The following is a 13,622-nucleotide window of genomic DNA, read 5'->3' as shown; positions in this document are numbered from 1 at the left end:
CGGCCGGGGGGCACCGGTCCCGAACGCGGCGCTGCCTCAGCTCGGCAGGTGCATGAAGTTCGCGGCCGCGCTGGCCCGCGCGAGCAGAGCCCGCATGGCCGGGTTCTCGTCCCCCCGCTCCTCGATCAGCGCTTCCATGGGGCAGAAGTACTCATGGGCCTGCGGCATCTGCGTGCGGGCGAATCCCTCGTACTGGCGGGACTTCAGCCCGTAGAGCACGCGCACGTCGCGCACGGGCAGCACCAGCGGGTCCACCGGCTCGTTCCGCAGCAGGCGGATGAGCTTCCAGCGCGGCGTGGGGTCGTTTGGCTGGCAGGGCGCGAGCAGCCAGGGAACGGGGCACACGGCGAGCAGCGAGGTGGTCGAGGGCGCGAAGCGCGACCGCTTGTCCAGCAGGTTCTGCAGGCTCGAGCAGGCCTCGATGCAGAGGATATCCGCATAGGGGTCCGCCGGGTCGGGCGAGAAATGCAGCCACAGCCCGTCCGGCAGGGTGCGCAGGCGGTTGGTGCCCGGCAGCTTGAGGAAGGGCTGGTTAGCCGTCTGCAGGTCACCCGGGCGCGCCCGCAGCCAGGTTCCTGGCTGCTTGGGCGTGTTGGGCGCGCCGGGTGGCCGCTGGGGCCAGTGGCGTAGCCGCCGGCGAACCATCTCGTCCAGCGAGGGCGGTTGGGCGAAGGAAGGCAGTGCAATGCTCACGGGCAGAAAACCCTCAGTCCGCAACTGCGTGTAGAAGAACTGATTCACTATCGCGTTATCAAGAGAACAATTCATAAACAGGCAAATCAAACGGATTAAAGGCACGAATATATCTACGGTAGGTTGTAGTCCCTGTCCCGCCGCAATTCGGCCAGTTCTTGTTCTATTTGTTATTCTTCATCACTCTGTAAGACGTCTCTGAGACGACGTCGTAGCCACCGCCGTCGGGACAAAAAAACCCGCCTCTCGCGAGGCGGGTTCCCAGCAGGCCGGTGGGGCAGGGGCGCCCGGAGGCTCCCCAACCCCGCCGCAGGAGATCAGCCGCGGCTGCCCATCGGCACGTAGTCGCGGTTCGTCTCGCCCGTATAGACCTGGCGCGGACGGCCGATGCGCTGCCCCGGCTCCTCGATCATCTCCTTCCACTGGCTCACCCAGCCCACGGTGCGCGCCACCGCGAAGAGCACGGTGAACATGTAGGTCGGGATGCCCATCGCCTTGAGGATGATGCCCGAATAGAAGTCCACGTTCGGGTACAGCTTGCGGGAGACGAAGTAGTCGTCGCTCAGCGCGATCCGCTCCATCTCCATCGCCATGTCGAGCAGCGGCTCGTCCTTGATGCCGAGCTCGGCCAGCACCTCGTGGCAGGTCTCCTTCATGATCTTCGCGCGCGGGTCGAAGTTCTTATAGACCCGGTGCCCGAAGCCCATGAGCTTCACGCTGCTGTTCTTGTCCTTCACCTTCTCGATGAAGTCGGGGATGTTCTCGGGCGTCTTGATCTCGCCCAGCATCTTCAGCACCGCCTCATTCGCGCCGCCATGCGCCGGGCCCCAGAGCGCCGCGATGCCGGCCGCGATGCAGGCATAGGGGTTCGCACCCGTCGAGCCGGCAAGCCGCACCGTGGAGGTGGAGGCGTTCTGCTCATGGTCGGCATGCAGAACCAGGATCCGGTCCATGGCGCGCGCCAGGATCGGGTTCACCTTGTACTCCTCCGCCGGCACGGCATTGAGCATGTAGAGGAAGTTCTCGGCGTAGCTCAGGTCGTTCCGCGGATACACGAAGGGCTGGCCGATCGAATACTTGTAAGCCATGGCCGCGATCGTCGGCACCTTCGCGATCAGCCGGAAGGCCGCGATCTCGCGCTGGCGCGGATCGGAGATGTCCAGGCTGTCGTGGTAGAAGGCCGAGAGCGCGCCCACCACGCCGCACAGGATCGCCATCGGGTGCGCGTCGCGGCGGAAGCCGTTGAAGAAATTCCGGATCTGCTCATGCACCATCGTGTGCATGGTGACGTTGTGCGAGAACTCCTTCAGCTGCGCGTCGTTCGGCAGCTCGCCATGCAGCAGCAGGTAGCAGACCTCGGTGAAGTCCGAATTCTCGGCCAGCTGCTCGATCGGGTAGCCGCGATAGAGCAGCACGCCCTTGTCGCCGTCGATATAGGTGATCTTGCTCTCGCAGGCCGCGGTCATGCCGAAGCCCGGATCGAAGGTGAAGACCCCGAGATCGGCGTAGAGCTTTCGGATATCCGCCACCGCCGGACCGACGCTCGCCTGCACCAGCGGCGCGCGGCTGGACTTGTTCGTCCCGTCGAGCGTGATCGTGACGGAACCCGGAGTGGACGCGTCGCTCATGCGTTGATCCTCGCAGCCGGTGTCGCCGGCCGTGTTGATGAATGCCCGGTACCGGATGTGCCCTCTGGCCCGCCCGCCGCCGGTTCCCCGGACTGAAGCCCCCCGGGGATGATGCGGCGCAAGATAGGCCGGTCAGCGTCCTTGTCCATCCGTGGGTCCATCCGTGGGTCCGTCGGTGGGTCTAGCCGTGGCCCGGCCGAACCGCCTTGGCCCAGGGGAAAGGCGGGGCGGCATTGCGCCCCGCGCATGGATCAGCGGCGTGCCTGCCAGGCCTGCGGCGGCCGCGCGCCGGAGGCCCAGAGGCCCCGCCCGGCCGCCCGCGCCGCGTCCTCCAGCGGATGCAGCGCGCCTTCCCCGGCCAGCGCCCAGCCGGCCGAAACCAGGGCGCCGTTCAGCTCCACCCCGGCCGCCTCGCATTCGCCCAGGCCCCGGCCGAAGCGGTCCCGCCCGCGCACGCGGCAGGCCACGCCCCGCCCCGCGACCAGCCGGGACAGCGTCTCGGCCGAGCCCGCCCCGCAATCGAACTCCCGCCCGGCGGCATCGCGGCAGGCCTCGCCCCGCGGGGGCGCCTCCAGCCCGCGCAGCCGCACCACGCGGTCGGAAAGGCGCAGTGTGTCGCCATCCACCACCCGCACCTCGGCGGGGGTGGCGGACCAGTCCTGCTCAAGAGGGGAATTGCCGAAGAGCTGAGTCGGCCCGCCCAGCCCGCCGATCAGCACCGCGGCCCCCGCCGCCAGGCCAAGCAGCAGCAAGGGCCCGCGCCAGGCGCGGGGGGAGGAGGCAGGACGGAAGATGCGGCGACGAGGAAGCACTCCGGCCTGCCTAGCAAGCCCCGGCGCCCCGGCACAAGCCGGGACGCGAATCCTGTCAGCTCGCCATCTCGGGAAGGTCGCGCGGCTGCAGGAAACGCACCAGCCGCGCCGCATCCGGCCCCAGGGCAGACCAGGGCCGCTCGACCGCGAATTCCGCCAGCGCGCCGGTCGGATAGGCCTCGGCCAGGGCGCCCCCGGCCATGCCGCCATCCGGCCCCGCCAGATTCAGCGCCAGGTCGTGCAGGCCGGGATTATGGGCGATCAGCAGTACGCTCCCCACGCCCTCCGGCACCTCCCGCAGCGCATCCAGCAGCCGTGTCCAGGGGGCGAGGTAGAGGTCGTCCATCGGCTCCACCCGCGGCGGCCCGTCCAGGGCGCCCAGCCCCTCCAACGTCTGGAGGGTGCGGCGGGAGGAGGAGACGAGCACCAGCTCCGGCCGCAGCCCGAGCCCCCGCATGGCGGCCGACATGGCCGCGACAGCCCGGCGGCCCCGGGCGTTCAGCGGTCTGGCATGATCCGAAAGGGCGGGATCGTCCCAGGCGGATTTGGCGTGACGCAGCAGCAGCAACTGACGCATGGCGCCACCCTGCCACAGACCTCCGCGCCTGTCGCGGGTACCCCCCCCCGCGCCGCTCAGCGGCGGGGCGGCGCGTTCATCACCCGGCCCGGGTCCCGCCAGGCCGGGGCCGGGGGCGGGGTGCGCGGCCCGGCCGGCGCCTCCTCCCGCGCCGCCTGCCCCGCCGAGACCTGCCCCTCGGTCACGCCGACGCTGATCCGCTGGAAAGCCACCTGCGCCGTGCCAACCTGCAGCCCGTACCAGGAGACCGCCGCGCGCGAGATCGCCATATCCTCCGCCGTGCGGAGGAACCACTGGTCGAAGCCCAGCCGCCGCCGCTTGCCCGAAAGGGTGAGCATGTCCAGCTCATGCTGCAGGTGGAAGGCGTTGCCCATCACGCGCCCGCGCACAGGGCCGGTCGCATCCGTCGCCTCGCCCACCCAGCTCTCGCCCGAGGGGTCGGCCGGGTCCCGCCGCAGCTGCCAGAAGCGCCGGTCCTCGAAGGTGTCGTCGTAGCGGAAGATCTCGTCGAAGGTCAGCAGCCGCCCGTCCCAGGCGCCCACCAGCGTCGCCGTGAACCACCGCTCGATCGCGCCCAGCCGCGTGACGAACATCCCATGGCTGCGCAGCTTCCCGGCGAAGAACTCCTCCGGCCGGAAGGGCGGCCCCTTGCCCTGGAAGGTCTCGGGCGCCGTGCCGCAGCCGGGCAGGGCGGCGGCGGCACCGAGCGCGGGCAGGGCGAGGAGAAGGGAGCGGCGCGGGGTCATGGCGCGGCGGACCATCCCGCATGGCCCCACCCTTGCCCAGGGGCGCGCGCGCCACAGCCGCCGCAATTCACGAGGCGCGTCTCGCCCGCCGCGACCGTCTCCCGCTCCTTGACCGCCCCGGGGCCGCCTCTACCCTCCCGGTCCTTCAGCACATGGGTGGCGGCATGACATTGGCGATGAGCTGGGACGAATGGGCGAGCCACGACGCCACCGCGCTCGCGGACCGCGTCCGTGCGGGCGCGCTCACCCCGGCGGAACTGGCCGCCCAGGCCGCGGCCGCCATCGCCGCCACCAACCCCACCCTCTCCGGCGTGGTCGAGCTGTTCGAGGACGCGGTGGCCGACCCCCGCGCCAACGGCACGAACACCGAAGGCCCCTTCGCCGGCGTGCCCTACCTCATGAAGGACCTGGGGCCGACCCTGAAGGGGCGGCTGCAGGAAATGGGCTCGCGCCTCATGCGCGGGAACCGCGCGGCCGCCGACAGCTACCTGGCGGGCCGCATCCGCCAGGCCGGGCTCAACATCATCGGCCGCAGCACCACGCCGGAATTCGGCTGCTGCTCCTCGGCCGAGAACCCGGAGGTCTATGTCACCCGCAACCCCTGGAACACGGGCTACACCACCAACGGCTCCTCCGCCGGCACCGCCGCCATGGTCTCGGCCGGCGCGCTCCCCATCTCCCACGCGACCGATGGCGGCGGCTCCATCCGCATCCCCGCCGGCGCCTGCGGCCTGGTCGGGCTCAAGCCCTCCCGCGGCGTCTTCTCCATCGCCCCCCATGCCTCGGACCTGACCGGCCTCGTCTCCATCCAGGGCTGCCACACCCGCAGCGTGCGCGACACCGCCGCCTTCGTGGATGCCTGCCGCGGCGGCGCCCCCGGCGAGTTCATGCCCTACTGGTCCGCGCCTGAGCCCTACACCCGGCTCATCGAGCGCGACCCGCCGCGCCTGCGCATCGCCCTCTCCCACGAATGGGGCGACCACCGCGCTGTGCCGCATTTCGTGGCGGAGCTTGAGCGCGCCGGGCGCCTCCTCGAATCCCTCGGCCACCATGTGGACTGGGCGGTGCCGCAGGTGGACTTCCGCGCCGCCTTCGCTGCCCAGACCACCTGCTACATCAGCAACTTCGCGCAGACGGTGAACAACCTCATCACCCCCCTCGGCCTGTCCCGCCCCCCGGCCGACAAGGTGGAGCCCATCAACATCCGCATCTGGGAGGAAGGGCTGAACACCTCCTTCACCGAACGCGCGCGGATGCAGGCGGTCTTCAACACCACCTCCCGCGGCTTCGGTGCCTTCCTCGAGGAATGGGACATCATCCTCACCCCCATCACCGCCCTGCCCACGCCGGTGATCGGCACCACCGAATACCTGACGACCAGCAGCAACCCCTCCGTGCAGGACTGGTTCGCCAACCTCTGGCGCAACTTCGCCTACACCCCGCTCTCCAACCTCTGCGGCATCCCCGCCATCTCCCTGCCCCTGGGCTGGCAGGAGAGCGGACTTCCCCTGGGCATCCAGGCGCAAGCCGCCCAGGCACGCGACGGCCTGCTCCTGCAACTCGCGGCCCAGGTGGAACGCGCCATCGGTGGCCGCTGGAACGATGGGCGCCGCCCGAAGGTGCATGTGGCGGGACGAGGGTAGGCGCCGTTGCCCCCGGGGAGAGGAAGAAGGAATTCTTCCTCTCCCCGGACCCGTCGAAGCAGTGCCTTCGACCCATCATCTTTTTCTGGAAGTTTGGAATCACGGGGCTGACGGTGCGCCGGAGGTCATCGACCTCTGGCGACTGCAAAGGCAGGAAAGCCACCCTTCAACAAGAGACCCCTTCGATCAGGGCATCCACGGCAGTCAGACGGGGTTCCAAGGGCCTCAGGCCCTTGGCGGGTGGAGGGCAGAGCCCTCCTCGGCTCCTTAGCCCTTCCGACGCAGCGGCGGCGCCAGCACGTCAGCCGGGATCGGGCATTCATATCCCCGCCCGCCCCGCCGCTCCCGCAGCTCCGCCTTCGCCCGCGCCAGCAGCTCCGGGTCACGGAACCCGTCCAGCGCGGTGGCCGCCATCACCTTGGCCACCTGCACCATGCCCTTATGCGCGTGCTCCGACTGTCCCTGGGCCACCACCTGCCAGGTGTGGAAGGGCGTGCCGATCGCCCAGCAGCCGCCGAAGGCCTGCACGGTCGGCACGATCTGGGAGACATCGCCCACATCGGTCGAGCCCGCCTGCGTCACCGGCGTGCCGTCGAAGGGCAGCACGCCCTCATGCAGCACCGCCTCGCCCTCCTCGGGCTTCGCACCATAGCTCGCCACCTCGGAGGCGATGTCCTCCGCGCTCAGCGTCCGCCGGATCTCGGCGGCGAAGCGCAGGTCCGCCTCGTCATGCCCAGGGGCGCCCAGCGTCTGGAAGTTGCCGTGCAGCGCCATCTCCAGCGTGCGGTTCTGCATCAGCTCCGAACAGGCCTTGTCGATCTCGAAGGACCACCTGGTGCCGGTCATGATCGCGGCCCCCTCCGCGCAGGCCTTCACCCGCTCGAACAGCGCCGCCGCCTCGGCCACCCGCGGCGCGCGGATGAGGTAGAGAACCTCCGCATCCGCCTGCACCACATTGGGCGAGACGCCGCCGGAATTGGTGATGGCGTAATGCACGCGCGCCTCCTGCGGCATGTGCTCGCGCAGGTAGTTCACGCCCACATTCATCAGCTCCACGGCATCGAGCGCCGAGCGCCCGAGATGCGGCGAGCCCGCGGCATGCGCCGCCTTGCCCTTGAAGCGGAAATAGACCTGGTAGTTCGCCAGGTTGCGGATCGACATCACCCCGTTGAAGGCGCCGGGATGCCAGGTGATGGCGGCGTCGAGGTCATCGAACGCGCCCTCGCGCGCCATGAAGGTCTTGCCCGAGCCGCCCTCCTCGCCGGGGCAGCCGTAGTAGCGCACGCGCCCCTTCATCCCCGCCTCGCGCAAGGCATCCCGCGCGGAAACGGCCGCCAACATCGCCCCCGCGCCCAGCAGGTTGTGCCCGCAGCCATGCCCGTTGCCGCCCGCTTCCAACGGGCGGGCCTCCGCCACCCCTGCCTCCTGCGAAAGCCCCGCCAGCGCGTCGAACTCGCCGAGGAAGCCGATCAGGGGCCCATCCTCGGCCCCGGATTCCGCGATGAAGGCGGTGGGGATGCCGGCCACGTTGCGCGTCACCCGGAACCCCTCGGCCTCCAGCAGCGCGATCTGCGCCTCCGCCGAGCGTTGCTCGGCGAAGCGCAGCTCCGGCATGGCCCAGATGCGGTCGGACAGGTCGGTGAAGGCGGGCGCCTTCGCCTCCACGGCATCGGAGAGGCGGTCGAGCGCGATCGGGTCGTTCTTCATGGCGCGGCCTTCTACCCCCAGGAACAGGTCAGGTCACCTCGATGATCAGCTTCCCGAAGTTCTTCCCGGCCAGCAGCCCGATGAAGGCCTCCGGCGCGTTCTCCAGCCCGCGCACCACGTCCTCGCGGTACTTCAGCGCACCCTCGCGCAGCCAGGCGCCACCGATGCGCGGCCAGTCGGCGAAGGCGCGGGGATGGTCGCGCACGATGAAGCCCTGCAGCTTCAGCCGCTTCCGCACCACCTGCATCAGGTTCGGCCCCGGCGCGGGCTCGGCGTCGTTGTATTCCGCCACCATGCCGCAGAAGGCCACCCGCGCGAAATCATTCAGCAGCGGCCACACGGCGCGCTGCACCGCCCCGCCGACATTCTCGAAATAGCCATCGATTCCATCCGGGCAGGCGGCGGCGAGCTGCTCGGCGAAATGCGGCGCGCGGTGGTCCACGCAAACCGGAAAGCCCAGCTCCTCCCGCACGAAGGCGCATTTCTCCGCCCCGCCGGCGATGCCGACCACCTTCGCCCCCATCCGGCGCGCGATCTGCCCGGCCACCCCGCCCACGGCGCCCGACGCGGCCGAGACCACGAAAGTCTCTCCCGGGCGCGGCGGCGCGATTTCCGTCACCCCCACCCAGGCCGTGGTGCCCGGCATGCCCAGCACCCCCAGTGCCGTCGTCACCGGCGCCGCATCGGGGTCGAGCTTGCGGAGCTGCCCCGCCGGCACGGCCGAGAAGCGCTGCCATCCCTGGCCGCCCAGCACCCAGTCCCCGGCCCGGAAGCGCCCCGTCGGGTCCTCCACCACCTGCGCGACCGCCTGCCCCTCCATTACCGCGCCCAGCTCCACCGGGGCCGAGTAGGACTTCGCCGCGCTCATCCGCCCGCGCATATAGGGGTCCAGCGAGAGGAAGCGGTTCCGCAGCAGCGCCTCGCCCGGGCGAGGGGAGGGGAGGGCCTCCTCCCGCAGCTCGAAATGCCCATGCTCCACCGCGCCCTCGGGGCGGGCGCGAAGCAGGACGCGCAGATTGCTCTCGGCCATGGCCGGTCTCCTCATTTCCACCGCAGGCTGGCACCAATGGCCGGGCGGGTCACGGCTGGCGCCGCACGCCCCCCGGCGCTACAGCCCTGCGCCATGACCAGGGCTGCCGTCCCCACCCCTCGCGGGAGAATCCCACCATGCGCGTGATCGGCCTCGCCGGCTGGAGCGGCGCGGGCAAGACGACGCTTCTCGCCGCGCTCATCCCCTGGCTGAGGAAGCGGGGCGTCACCGTCTCCACCATCAAGCACGCCCACCACGCCTTCGACGTGGACAAGCCCGGCAAGGACAGCCACACCCACCGCGAGGCCGGCGCCTCCCAGGTCCTCGTCTCCTCCGCCCAACGCTGGGCGCTGATGACGGAGCTGCGCGGCGCCCCGGAACCGGGCCTACCCGAACTCCTCGCCCATCTCGCCCCGGTCGATCTCGTCATCGTGGAGGGCTTCAAGCGCGACCCCCACCCGAAGATCGAGGTGCACCGCGCCGCCAACGGAAAGCCCTGGCTGCACCCGGAAGACCCGGCCATCCGCGCCGTCGCCTCCGACATCCCGCCCCCCGGCCCACTTCCCCATGTGGCGCTGGACGACATCCCCGCGATCGGCGCGCTGGCGCTCGAACACGCCACTCTCTGGAAGGGCTGAGCCCGGCTCCGGTCCGGGCCGCCCGCTCAGCCCAGGGCCCGCTCCAGCGCCGCCAGCTCCTCCGGCGTGTTCGCATTGAGGAAGGGGTCACCCGCCCATTCCACCACCGCGCAGCCATGCCGCCCCATCCAGCGGCTCACCTTTCCCTCGCCCGCCACGACCGAGTCCCGCAGGTCCCCCCTGAGCGAGACGGGCAGCAGAGCCACGGGCGGGTGCACCCGCCCCGCCGAGGCCGCGCAGGCCACCGGCGCCGCCGCGCCGCGGAGCCTGGAGGCGAGGTCCGGCGGGATCAGCGGCGTATCCCCGGGCACGGAAAGCACCCAGCCCATCCCGAGCGAGGCCGCGTGGTCCATCCCCGCCAGGATGCCGGCCAGCGGCCCGGGAAAGCCGGGCAGGGGATCGGCCAGCACCGCCACCCCCGGCGCCGCCCCCGCGAAGCGCGCGGGGTCGCCATTGGCGCTGATCGCCAGGGCGGAGACCTGCGGCGCCAGCCGTTCCATCAGAATGGACAGCATGGGCCGCCCCTTCAGCGGCAGGAGCGTCTTGTCCCCGCCTCCCATGCGCCGCGCCAGCCCGCCGGCCAGCACCACGCCCAGGATGGAGGGATCAGGAGCGTCCACGCAGGGAGAGCGGCCGCATGAGGAAGACCGCGCCCCAGCCCCAGGCCGCGCCGATCAGCGGCAGCACCCAGGGCGGCGTGCCGCGCGGCAGATATTGCGGCACCAGGTAGGCCGCGCCCACGCCCAGCACCGCACCGGTGAGCAGGTCCGGAACGGGCAGCCAGCGCAGCGCCAGCCCGATGATGAAGCCGCCCGCCGCGCCCAGCAGGCAGAACCACCAGATGTAGGGCAGCCCATAGGGCCCGATCGTCTGCACATAGGCCGCCAGCGGCATCACCTTGAACAGATGATGCAGCAGGAACAGCGTCGAATCGCGGAAGACGATGACCGAAACGGCCCCGCAGGGCGCGCCGAACAGGAGCGCCCTGCGGATATCCTCCTTCACGCCCGCAGCCTTCAGTGCGCGGCGCGCTCCGCCACGCATTCGCGCAGCGCCTCGGCCAGCTTGTCCATGCCCTCGTTCACCAGCGCGTCGGAGGTGGTCAGCGGGCAGAGGAAGCGGATGACATTGGCGCGCACGCCGCAGGAGAGAAGGATCAGCCCCTTCTCGGCGGCCCGCGCCACCAGCGCGCGCGTCAGGTCCGGGTCCGGCTTGCTGGCGTCGCCATCGGCCACCAGCTCCATCGCCACCATGCCGCCAACCTGGCGGATGTCGCCGATGATGCCGGTCAGCGTGTTGCTCGCCTGCAGCTCCTTGATGCGCTGCACCAGCAGGTCGCCGATGACATTGGCGCGCTCGATGAGGCCCTCCTCCTCGATCACGTCCAGCACCGCGTTGCCCGCCGCGCAGCCCAGCGGCGAGCCGCCATAGGTGCCGCCCAGCCCGCCCACATTCGGCGCGTCCATGATGGCGGCCGTGCCGGCCACCGCCGAGAGCGGGAAACCGCCGGCCAGGGACTTCGCCATGGTGACGAGGTCGGCCTTCACGCCGGTATGCTCCATCGCGAACATCTTGCCCGTGCGGGCGAAGCCGGTCTGCACCTCATCCGCGATCAGCAGGATGCCGTACTTGTCGGCGATGGCGCGCAGCCCCTGCATCAGCTCCGGCTGCGCCTGGTAGAACCCACCCTCGCCCTGTACGGGCTCGATGATGAAGGCGGCGATGCGGTTCGGGTCGATGTCGGACTTGAACAGCGTCTCGATGGCTTCCAGCGTGTCCGCCACCTCCTTGCCGTGATAGGCCACGGGGAAGGGCAGGTGGTAGATATCGGCCGGCATCGGGCCGAAGCCCACCTTGTACGGCACCACCTTGCCGGTCAGCGCCATGCCCAGCAGCGTGCGGCCATGGAAGGCGCCGGAGAAGGCGATCACGCCCGGGCGGCCCGTATGGGCGCGGGCGATCTTCACCGCGTTCTCCACCGCCTCTGCGCCGGTGGTCAGGAAGATGGTCTTGGCCGGGCCGCGCACGGGCGCGATGGCGTTCAGCCGCTCCGCCAGCCGGATGTAGCTCTCATAGGGCGTCACCTGGATGCAGGTGTGGGAGAAGTTCTCCAGCTGCGCCTGCACGGCCGCCTTCACCTTCGGGTGCAGGTGGCCGGTGTTGAGCACGGCGATGCCGCCGCCGAAGTCGATGTAGCGCTTGCCCTCGACATCCGTCACCTCGGAGCCCTGCGCCTTCGCGGCGAAGACCGGCAGGGAGATGCCCAGGCCGCGCGGCACCGCCGCCTCGCGGCGCGCCTGCAGGGCGGCGTTGGTCGGACCCTCCTCGATGGGAGCCGTGGTTTCGCCGGAGATGGTGGTGCCCATGGATACAATGTCCCTCGCAGTGCCCGGAAATTGCGCCGGCCGCGCCTCGGGGGCAAGGCTGAGGTGCCGCCCGCCCCGCAATTTTCTCCCGTATTCCAGGCGAGAACGCGGCATCCCGGCCGCTCCGTTCCGCCGCCCGGGCTCGCGCGGCGGTGAGGGGCGCCCGGCCTTGCGGCGGGCCGCCGCCGCGCGCAACTTGCGCCGCCTTCGTCCCAGGGAGTCGATGTCCGTGAACGGTGCCCACAGTCTCGTCCACACGCTGCTGAAGTCGGGGGTGGACACCTGCTTCGCGAATCCGGGCACGAGCGAGATGCATTTCGTCGCGGCCCTGGACCAGATCCCGGGCATGCGCTGCGTCCTCGGCCTGCAGGAGAACGTCGTCACCGGCATGGCGGACGGCTATTTCCGCATGGCGGGCAAGCCGGCCTGCACCCTGCTGCATTGCGGCCCAGGCCTCGCCAACGGGCTGGGCAACCTGCACAACGCCCGCCGCGCCCGCAGCGGCATCGTCAACATCGTGGGCGACCAGGCGACCTATCACCGCCCCTATGACGCCCAGCTGACCGCCGACACCGAGGGCTGGGCCCGCCCGGTCTCCGCCTGGGTCCGCACCAGCACCGCCTCGGCCGATGTCGGCCGCGACGGCGCCGTGGCCGTCCAGGCCGCGCGCACCGCGCCGGGCGGGATCGCCACGCTGATCCTTCCCTCCGACGCCTCCTGGGACGAAGGCGGCGTCGTGGCCGAGCCGCTCCCCGTGCCCCCGGCCCAGGCGCCGGACCCGCATGCCGTGCGCAACGCCGCCCGCATCTTGCGCGAGAAGAAGAACGTCCTCGTCCTCATCGGCGGCCCGGCCCTGCGGGAGAACGGGCAGGCGCTCGCCTACCGCATCACCCAGGCCACCGGCGCCAAGCTGCTGGGCGAGATGTCCAATGCCCGCGTCGCCCGCGGCCGTGGCCGTCCGCAGCTCGAGCGCGTGCCCTATGTCGCCGACCTCGCGATCAAGACCCTCGCCCCCTACGAGCACCTGATCCTGGTGAACGCCAAGGCCCCGGTCGGCTTCTTCGCCTATCCCGGCAAGCCCTCCATCCACTACAACCCCGCCGCCCAGGTCCATGTCCTCAGCCGCTACGAGCAGGATGCGGAAGCCGCCCTCCAGGCCCTGGCGGACGAGCTGGGCGCCCCCCAGGCCGCCATCCCCGACCCCGGCCCGCGCCCCGAGCCCGTGCGCGGCGCCCCCTCGCCGGAAGGCCTGGCCCGCACCGTCGCGGCGCTGATGCCGGACAACGCCATCATCTCCGACGAAAGCGTCTCCTACGGCCGGGGCTTCTACCCCGAGACCCACACCGCCCCGGCGCATGACTGGCTGCAGCTGACCGGCGGCGCGATCGGCGACGGCATGCCGGTGGCCACCGGCGCCGCCATCGGCTCCGGCGGCCAGCGCCGCGTCATCAGCCTTCAGGCGGACGGCTCGGCCATGTACTCGCTCCAGTCCCTCTGGACCCAGGCGCGCGAGAAGCTGCCGGTCACGACCATCATCATCTCCAACCGCAAGTACCAGATCCTCATCGGCGAATACGCCGGCGTCGGCGCCAATCCCGGCCCGACCGCGATGAACATGCTTGATCTGGGCAATCCGGACCTCAACTGGGTGAAGCTCGCCGAAGGCATGGGGGTGGAGGCCGCGCGCGCCGAAAGCCTCGACACGCTGGGCGACCTTCTCTCGCAGAGCGTGAGCCGGACCGGCCCCTTCCTCATCGAACTCGTCGTCTGACGGAGACCCGC

At 70.9% G+C, this 13,622-nt stretch carries 13 protein-coding genes; 3 read left to right on the top strand and 10 right to left on the bottom strand.

The window, feature by feature from the left end; genetic code table 11:
- Positions 1-36 precede the first annotated feature (36 nt).
- The 5 genes from BUB97_RS06075 to BUB97_RS06055 form a co-directional block, all read right to left on the bottom strand.
- Entirely contained in the window at positions 37-693 is a 657-nt protein-coding gene (locus BUB97_RS06075) for a hypothetical protein (protein WP_245818205.1), read from the bottom strand.
- 317 nt (positions 694-1,010) lie between these two features.
- Entirely contained in the window at positions 1,011-2,321 is a 1,311-nt protein-coding gene (gltA, locus tag BUB97_RS06070; protein WP_073132632.1) for a citrate synthase, read from the bottom strand.
- A gap of 251 nt (positions 2,322-2,572) precedes the next feature.
- Positions 2,573-3,133 (bottom strand): thermonuclease family protein, encoded by a 561-nt coding sequence (locus tag BUB97_RS06065; RefSeq protein ID WP_175562568.1) that lies wholly within the window; start codon positions 3,131-3,133, stop codon positions 2,573-2,575.
- A 55-nt stretch (positions 3,134-3,188) separates the two neighbouring features.
- Positions 3,189-3,710, bottom strand: coding sequence for a SixA phosphatase family protein (locus BUB97_RS06060; protein ID WP_073132628.1), 522 nt, complete (start codon positions 3,708-3,710; stop codon positions 3,189-3,191).
- 56 nt (positions 3,711-3,766) lie between these two features.
- Positions 3,767-4,456 (bottom strand): DUF3833 family protein, encoded by a 690-nt coding sequence (locus BUB97_RS06055; protein WP_175562567.1) that lies wholly within the window; start codon positions 4,454-4,456, stop codon positions 3,767-3,769.
- Positions 4,457-4,632: 176 nt separating this feature from the next.
- Between BUB97_RS06055 and BUB97_RS06050 the strand changes: the two genes are divergently transcribed.
- Positions 4,633-6,099: an amidase gene (locus tag BUB97_RS06050; RefSeq protein WP_245818204.1), complete on the top strand. Its 1,467-nt coding sequence runs from the start codon at positions 4,633-4,635 to the stop codon at positions 6,097-6,099.
- Positions 6,100-6,366: 267 nt separating this feature from the next.
- On the opposite strand, the gene BUB97_RS06045 is transcribed toward BUB97_RS06050, so the two are convergent.
- Together BUB97_RS06045 and BUB97_RS06040 are read right to left on the bottom strand one after the other, a co-directional pair.
- Positions 6,367-7,806 (bottom strand): M20 family metallopeptidase, encoded by a 1,440-nt coding sequence (locus BUB97_RS06045; RefSeq protein ID WP_073132622.1) that lies wholly within the window; start codon positions 7,804-7,806, stop codon positions 6,367-6,369.
- Between the two features lie 28 nt (positions 7,807-7,834).
- The gene (locus BUB97_RS06040; RefSeq protein ID WP_073132621.1) at positions 7,835-8,836 is read right to left on the bottom strand and encodes an NADP-dependent oxidoreductase; all 1,002 of its coding nucleotides are present in this window, start codon (positions 8,834-8,836) and stop codon (positions 7,835-7,837) included.
- Between the two features lie 137 nt (positions 8,837-8,973).
- Here BUB97_RS06040 and mobB point away from each other — a divergent pair, with 137 nt between their 5' ends.
- Positions 8,974-9,474, top strand: a complete 501-nt coding sequence (gene mobB / locus BUB97_RS06035) for a molybdopterin-guanine dinucleotide biosynthesis protein B (RefSeq protein WP_073132618.1) — start codon at positions 8,974-8,976, stop codon at positions 9,472-9,474.
- 26 nt (positions 9,475-9,500) lie between these two features.
- Here mobB and mobA read toward each other — a convergent pair whose 3' ends face one another.
- The 3 genes from mobA to gabT are packed head-to-tail and all read right to left on the bottom strand — an operon-like array spanning position 9,501 to position 11,840.
- Positions 9,501-10,094: a molybdenum cofactor guanylyltransferase MobA gene (gene mobA, locus BUB97_RS06030; protein ID WP_175562566.1), complete on the bottom strand. Its 594-nt coding sequence runs from the start codon at positions 10,092-10,094 to the stop codon at positions 9,501-9,503.
- Positions 10,081-10,479, bottom strand: a complete 399-nt coding sequence (locus tag BUB97_RS06025) for a hypothetical protein (RefSeq protein ID WP_139281304.1) — start codon at positions 10,477-10,479, stop codon at positions 10,081-10,083. The genes mobA and BUB97_RS06025 overlap by 14 nt, the downstream gene beginning before the upstream one ends.
- 11 nt (positions 10,480-10,490) lie before the next feature.
- Positions 10,491-11,840, bottom strand: a complete 1,350-nt coding sequence (gene gabT, locus BUB97_RS06020; protein WP_086061936.1) for a 4-aminobutyrate--2-oxoglutarate transaminase — start codon at positions 11,838-11,840, stop codon at positions 10,491-10,493.
- Between the two features lie 223 nt (positions 11,841-12,063).
- Between gabT and BUB97_RS06015 the strand changes: the two genes are divergently transcribed.
- On the top strand, positions 12,064-13,611 hold the full coding sequence (locus tag BUB97_RS06015) for an acetolactate synthase large subunit (RefSeq protein ID WP_456306322.1): 1,548 nt from the start codon (positions 12,064-12,066) through the stop codon (positions 13,609-13,611).
- Positions 13,612-13,622 lie beyond the last annotated feature (11 nt).

Origin of the sequence: Muricoccus roseus (assembly GCF_900141905.1) — a bacterium.
In the GTDB taxonomy this organism is placed as follows: Bacteria; Pseudomonadota; Alphaproteobacteria; order Acetobacterales; family Acetobacteraceae; genus Roseomonas; species Roseomonas rosea.
The sequence above is the reverse complement of the archived record's forward strand: the minus strand, read 5'-3'. Positions and strand labels throughout refer to the sequence as shown.